Source organism: Acinetobacter sp. ABJ-A23_2, from assembly GCF_044538765.1.
Lineage (GTDB): Bacteria > Pseudomonadota > Gammaproteobacteria > Pseudomonadales > Moraxellaceae > Acinetobacter > Acinetobacter nosocomialis_A.
Genome location: NZ_JBIUCP010000085.1, coordinates 1 through 6,844, shown reverse-complemented (window position 1 = coordinate 6,844; position 6,844 = coordinate 1). Strand labels below are relative to the sequence as shown.

Sequence of the window (6,844 nt, the reverse complement as noted above, 5' to 3'; positions counted from 1 at the left end):
TCTATTTTCTACAGTCTTAAGAAAATTAAAAGTTAATAAATAACATATGCATACATGAGTAATATCAATTCTATTTTAGAAAAACATTTATTCAAGGCGAAAAAAACATCAAATATTATTTTTTTATAGCTTTTGTGGTGACGACACAACTATTACAATACAGTTTATAAATAGTTTAACTCTTCAGCAGTTTTAGGCATGTTATGACTTCAATGTCGAACACTACCCAAAAGCACTTTATTGTTGAGCAGTTTCCTCTACCGACTTGGGTCAGTGATGAAAAAGGCTTAATTTTATACTGCAATACGGAGTGTACAAAGTACTGGCACGATACCTCTCCTCCATTGTTTCAGCAATGGTTAGATTTCGTGTACCCTGCCGATTTAGAAGAAGTTAAAAACAAATGGTTAGGTGCTATACGGCTGCAATCAAGAGTTGAATTTAAATGCCGTCTTTTACATAAGAGCCATCACTATCGATGGTGTAAACTTTCAATTCAATTATCGAAATATCATGAACCTTCTCAAGAAAATGAATGGTTTATTAGTTTTCTAGATATTGATCAAGATATACAAGAACAACAAAGCCTACGTAAAGATATCGATATACAGAATCAAATGCTCGATATTAGTGTCGATTGTATTAAAGTTTTAAATACAGATGGCACAGTATCTCATATGAATAAATCAGGGTGCCTTGCATTAGGTGTACCTGTCGATGAAAAAAATTTCGGTATGCGATGGTTAGATCTTTTACCACCGCATATACGCAAACGCGGAAGAGTTGCTTTAAAAAAAGCCTTACAGGGTAAAGTGGCCCGATTCGCTGGCATGAGTTGCTTACCAAATCAAGATCCTGAATATTGGGATAACATGCTTACCCCAATTCAACATACAAACGGCGAAATTATTCAAATATTGTGTGTTTCTCGGAATGTCACTCAACAATATCTTACTGAAAACCGATTAAGAGATATTAGTGAGAGAGATGAACTTACTGGATTATTTAACCGACGCTCATTTAAGCTTCAACTAAAACGTACTCTAACCTACTCACGAGAAACCCAAACAAGTGTAGGTTTACTTTTAATTGATTTAGATCATTTCAAACACATTAATGACACCATAGGTCATAGTGCTGGCGATCACTTATTAAAAATCCTGTCTAAACGTTTTAATCAGTGCGTAGACCATGAACGATGTTCTGTCGCTCGGTTAGGTGGCGATGAGTTCGCAGTTATTGTCAGCCATTTAAAAAATGAAAATGATGTCCGAGAACTTGCTGAAGTATTACTTCAACAACTCAATCAACCCATTACATATGCAGGGAATGTACTCAACGGCGGTATGAGCATTGGCTGTGCCATTTACCCGCAAGATGCTGTCGATCAATCAAGCTTATTAAGCTGTGCAGACATGGCATTGCATGACTTAAAAGCTCGAGGTCGTGGCGGTATACGTATGTATAACCCGAGTATGATGCAGTTGACCGAAGCAATCGCCTCTCAACTTAACATTGCTCGTCAGCTTATTCGTCACCATACTATCCAACCCTACTATCAACCTAAAGTTGATTTAAAAACTCATGCTGTTGTGGGCTTTGAAGCATTACTGCGTTGGCACACGACTTCGGCTCAAAGAGGTTTGCCTTCACAAATTGCTGAAGCTTTTAAAGACTATGATTTAGCCAGTAAGATCGGTGAAATTATGCAGCAACAAGTTTTGCATGATATGGCTAAATGGATAAAGTTAGGCTTTCAGCCACTTCCAGTATCACTAAATGCTGCACCAGTTGAGTTCTTAAGAGATAATTACGCCGAAAGATTATTAAAAAAGATTCATCAACTTGAAATTCCTACATATTTAATTGAAATAGAAGTTACTGAGCATATGCTTGGGGACCGTGGCTCTGAATATGTTATTCGCGCACTCAATAAATTAAAGCAACATGGCGTACGCATTGCTTTAGATGATTTCGGAACAGGATTCTCTTCTCTAACGCATATACGAGACTACCCAATTGATTGTCTAAAAGTCGACTGTAGCTTTATACAAAAGATGCAACAGGACCCATCAATTTATGCAATTGTCCAAGCAATTGGTTTACTCGCACCTAATCTCTCACTCGGGTTAATTGCAGAAGGTATTGAAACAGTAGAACAAGAAGAGCTACTTCTTAAATTTGGTTATAACATAGGACAAGGCTTTTTATTCGAACAAGCTATTGATGCAAATCAAGTTATATCTATTCTTAAACAAGGTCAGGCTTATTTAGAAAGCCATTATTCGATGAATTAATCTGTATATACAAAAAGTAGTCGCTCACTTTGCACACTAAAAATACACAATAAAAACCATAAAATTGGCGATAATATAACCATAACGATAACAAACTTAGGTTCTTCAACAATAAATATTGTCACAAGGCAATAAGGAGCAATATATGAGTTATCACCATATTTTAGTTCCAGTCGATGGTTCTCCTACGTCACTTATTGCGGTTAACCATGCTGCAAATCTTGCTAAAGCGTTTAACAGTAAAGTCACTTTAGTATATGCGCTTACTATTGATCCTTTTATTTCAGTTGAAATCATTGATAGTACAGAAATTGCACAAGATTACTTTAATAAAGCGAGAGCTTCGATTCAGGGCATTTTAGATCAAGCTAAAGAGCAATTTAGTCAACACGGAATTTCTGTTGAAACAAAGATTGTTGAAGGTCAAACAATTCACACAGAAATTATCAAAGCAGCAACTGAGCTAAAAGCTGATTTATTGGTAATTGGTTCTCATGGACGAAAAGGTTTTAAAAAGTTCTTCTTAGGAAGTGTGACTCAAGCACTGTTAGGAGAAATCCACGTACCCGTATTGGTCGTAACCGAATAGATAAATTTAAAGTTCAAAAAACCCAGCTATAGAGCTGGGTTTTTTACATAAACTACTTTCCGTTATACGTAAATTTAATGAGAGAACCAGGATTCTCTAAAGTATGCGTTACAGAACCATCGTCTTTTTGCACATTGCCCGCTGTATCGGTCAGTACATATAAAGCATTGCCCTCCGGACTTGCAATCACGTCACGATAACGGTTATTGCTTTTAAACATCGGGATGGCATCATCTAAAGTCGCACTATATGTTGGATCTAGCTTAATACGGAAAATGACTCCACGTTTTAAAGATGGTACCAATAATGTATTTTCCCATCCCGGAATCGCCTTTTTACCTCCCGTATATACATATGCTGATGACGGTGCAACCGTTGGCCAGCAGACATAAGTCATATCACCACAAGTTGGATCATTGTAGTTATAGGTATCTTGTACGGTATACAACGTTTTCAAAGGTGCTACAAAATTTTTCCCAGTCCATTCAGACTCTTTAGTCACGGGAACACCTTCGGCTACTTTTACCCCGTTTTGACCCAAATCTTTAATTTGAGATTTATTGGTTGCAGCCGAATAGTTGGCATAAGCATAGCCACTATCATCTTTATAACCTGCTACATTTGGCCAACCATAGTTCCCACCTTTTAAAATGAGGTTAATTTCATCATCAGAATTTGGCCCTTGCTCAGATTGTAAAAGCTTTCCATTTGGAGCAAATGCTAAACCTTGTGGATTACGGTGCCCTAAAGTATAAATATGACTAACTACCCCATTAAAGCTCGGGTTATCTTTAGGAATACTTCCATCCAGATTTAAGCGTAATACCTTGCCCATATAGGTATGGTAGTCTTTGCTGTTCAGCTCTTGCTGAGTTGGGGTATGCTGCGCCTGATTTGGTAAAAACAAATAAGCCAGTTGATTTCGGCCTTGGTCACCAATCGTATAGTAGATTTTTTGGTCTGGACCAACAACTAGACGGCCTGACTGATGGTCTTTCGATGATGGTAAGCCTGCAATCAAATCAACAGGTTTTTCAAATGTATCTGTTGTTTTGTTATAGGTATATCTACGGATAATCGTTTGGTTAGGTAGTTCTTTATCTGTAGATTTTGGATTTTTAAAAGTACCCGAAATATAGATATAAGGGTTATGTTTAAAGTCAGGATGAAAAGCAAAACCTAACAAACCATTTTGCCCATCCGCATCATTCACAATTTCAGGAACCTGAAAAACTGTTTTTGCGCTACCGGACTCAGGATTTACTCTTAAAATTTTACCGGTTGCACGTTCGGTTAACCAAATCTGATTGTCAGGTCCCCATAACAAAGCATGCGGTTTATTTAAGTTAGACAGAATAACTTTTTTATCAAAATTTTCTGTTTTTGCTTTAGCAAATTGCGCTGGCGTAAGCGGAATGTCCGCAAATGCCGTGTTAAGCATAAATAGTTGTGCAGCACCTAAAAGAGTGACCTTGGCTAATAAATGTTTATTCATAATTCCACCTTATAAATTTTTTAAAGAGTTACTCAAATCAAAAACGTTTGATTTGTATAAGTTCTCTATATGTTTTGTATTATGATGAATAGCATATTTATTAAAATCCAAATTTCTGAAAGGCTCTGTTGCATAAAAGTAGCTATCCAAAACAAATGAATACTTTAAAAGTTATCTTATAAATAGTTCATCAAGTTTTTAAACTGATTGATATGAAAGCAACCTTTAACAAAGTAATTGAAAAGTAAAAATTAATACTGAAACAGACAATTCAAACTATAAAAATATACATAACACTCAGCTAAAAGATTCAAGCTAGAGCTTAAGGATTTCAGCAGAAGTTAGGTTCAGTTATGTGTGCAAATTTTAAACCTCTTAAGAAAGATCATGCTCATCAATTAGACTTATTTGAACCAACCTTTGATTACAAATCGGATGTTTATCCAAGTGATGACTGTCCAATGATCTTATCTCACCAAAATGAATTGGAATGGCGAAAAGTTAAATTTGGAATGTTACCCCCCTATGCCAGAGAAGTTTCATTTAAGTACGCAACCTATAATGCAAGAACTGAAACGGTTGAACAAAAACGTTCTTTTAAACACGCTTGGTCGCATGATCAATTCGGGCTTATACCTGTTGAAGCTATTTATGAACCGAAATATATCAATGGAAAAGCTCATTGGTATGGCATATTCCGTCAAGATGGGCAACCATTTACACTTGCAGCAATTTATGAAGAAACCATCATTGATGAACAGAAAGTTCGGTCAATGTCATTATTAACAATAAACGCAGATCAACATCCATTCATGAAGCAGTTTCATAAACCAGACGATGAAAAACGTTCAATTATTGTGATACCAAATCATCTCAGGAATGATTGGTTAAATTGCAAGCACACTGAAGCATCTGATTTTTTCTTAGATATGCCACTACATGAATTTATATCTCTACCGAAAGCAGATATGAAAAAATAATAATTAAATATTTAGAATTGAGATACATACAAAAAATTAAAAAAGGCCCGCTTGAGACCTTTTTTATATTGGAAAGATAGCTTTTCATTAAGGCGATTTATAGAGCAAACGGTTTGGGCTACCAGATGGATTTTTCACTACATTACTGGTTGCTTGATTTAACAAATTAGCCGATATCGTTTGAGGCGTAGCAGTAGGTGTGCTCTGAAGCATTTCAGCAACTACACCGGCAACATGTGGAGTTGCCATTGAGGTACCATTTAATACTTTAGTGGCTGTATTACTTCCAATCCAAGAAGAATTAATTTGACTTCCCGGCGCAAAAATATCCACACAGCTTCCATAATTAGAATAACTTGCACGAGTATCAGTATTGTCCGTTGCAGCAACTGTAATTGCATTACTTGTTCTTGCAGGAGAAGAAGTACAAGCATCTGTATTCGAGTTACCTGCGGCTACGACCATTACATAACCATTATTATATAAATTTTCTACTGCACTATCTAAAGAAGAGCTTGCCGCCCCGCCTAACGACATGTTTACAACGGCTGGTTTACTTCCATTTTTCAAAATCCAATCTAAACCAGCAATAACATTACTTGAGGCACCAGATCCATCACATCCTAAAATCCGGACTGGAACTAGTCTTACACTCTTGGCAACACCATAAGTCGTACCCCCTACAGTCCCAGCAACATGTGTGCCGTGTCCATTACAATCGGTCGTTCCATTACCATCAGATATTGCTGTATATCCATTTAATACACGACCTGAAAATTCTTGATGGGTAGACAATATACCAGTATCAACAATATAAGCTGTTGTACCCGAACCGGTCTGCGAATAAGAATATGTTGAATTTAATGGTAAAGCTTTCTGATCGATCCGATCTAGTCCCCAATCAGGATTACTTTGGGTCGTTGCATCAATATTCACAACAGTATCATTTTCTACAGAAAGAACTTGTGGGTTCTTTTTCATCGCTTCAATAAAGGCTGTTCCTGCCGTATCAGGTAAATAAATTGCAAAACCTTTAAGAGCACTATCGTAGCTCTGCAAAACCCTGCCACCATGTTGTTTTGCAATATTCTGTGCAAAGTCTTTAGCAGGTCCAATATCCTTATTCAAGATGACAATATATTGATTTTTAATAATTCCTTTTGCTTGAGAAGAGTCTATTGCAGAATTTAAAAGATTTGGTGCTGCGTAAGCTAAATGGGTCGCTGCCATTGAAAGACAAATAGCAGAAACTTTGTGAATATTCATGTATATCTCCATATATTATATTTCAGGTATTTTTATGATAAGTAATAACTTTTTTATTTCAGGTTTAACTTCCAGATGAAAATTATAAAGAGCTTTATCTGTTTTTTAACCTAAATCATATTTTCATAATTTTTTATTTCACACAATATACTTCAACTTTTTCAACAAAACTGTGATAGGAATCTAATTAAAATTTATATATCTTATTCTTTTATAG

General features: G+C 36.0%; 5 protein-coding genes. 3 read left to right on the top strand and 2 right to left on the bottom strand.

Annotated features, from left to right (window positions below; all coding sequences use genetic code 11):
* Positions 1 to 203 precede the first annotated feature (203 nt).
* On the top strand, positions 204 to 2,297 hold the full coding sequence (locus ACH63V_RS17695) for an EAL domain-containing protein (RefSeq protein ID WP_396464271.1): 2,094 nt from the start codon (positions 204 to 206) through the stop codon (positions 2,295 to 2,297).
* A gap of 145 nt (positions 2,298 to 2,442) precedes the next feature.
* Entirely contained in the window at positions 2,443 to 2,886 is a 444-nt protein-coding gene (locus ACH63V_RS17690; protein WP_279969996.1) for a universal stress protein, read from the top strand.
* A gap of 52 nt (positions 2,887 to 2,938) precedes the next feature.
* On the opposite strand, the gene ACH63V_RS17685 is transcribed toward ACH63V_RS17690, so the two are convergent.
* Positions 2,939 to 4,381, bottom strand: coding sequence for a glucose/sorbosone family PQQ-dependent dehydrogenase (locus tag ACH63V_RS17685; protein ID WP_396464270.1), 1,443 nt, complete (start codon positions 4,379 to 4,381; stop codon positions 2,939 to 2,941).
* A gap of 353 nt (positions 4,382 to 4,734) precedes the next feature.
* Here ACH63V_RS17685 and ACH63V_RS17680 point away from each other — a divergent pair, with 353 nt between their 5' ends.
* Positions 4,735 to 5,361, top strand: a complete 627-nt coding sequence (locus tag ACH63V_RS17680) for an SOS response-associated peptidase family protein (RefSeq protein WP_396464269.1) — start codon at positions 4,735 to 4,737, stop codon at positions 5,359 to 5,361.
* Between the two features lie 87 nt (positions 5,362 to 5,448).
* On the opposite strand, the gene ACH63V_RS17675 is transcribed toward ACH63V_RS17680, so the two are convergent.
* Positions 5,449 to 6,627, bottom strand: coding sequence for a S8 family peptidase (locus tag ACH63V_RS17675; RefSeq protein ID WP_396464268.1), 1,179 nt, complete (start codon positions 6,625 to 6,627; stop codon positions 5,449 to 5,451).
* Positions 6,628 to 6,844: the final 217 nt, after the last annotated feature.

Coding starts and splice junctions, on each gene's coding strand:
- ACH63V_RS17695 (WP_396464271.1), top strand. CDS start 204: ATGACTTCAATGTCGAACACTACCCAAAAGCACTTTATTGTTGAGCAG.
- ACH63V_RS17680 (WP_396464269.1), top strand. CDS start 4,735: ATGTGTGCAAATTTTAAACCTCTTAAGAAAGATCATGCTCATCAATTA.
- ACH63V_RS17690 (WP_279969996.1), top strand. CDS start 2,443: ATGAGTTATCACCATATTTTAGTTCCAGTCGATGGTTCTCCTACGTCA.
- ACH63V_RS17685 (WP_396464270.1), bottom strand. CDS start 4,381: ATGAATAAACATTTATTAGCCAAGGTCACTCTTTTAGGTGCTGCACAA.
- ACH63V_RS17675 (WP_396464268.1), bottom strand. CDS start 6,627: ATGAATATTCACAAAGTTTCTGCTATTTGTCTTTCAATGGCAGCGACC.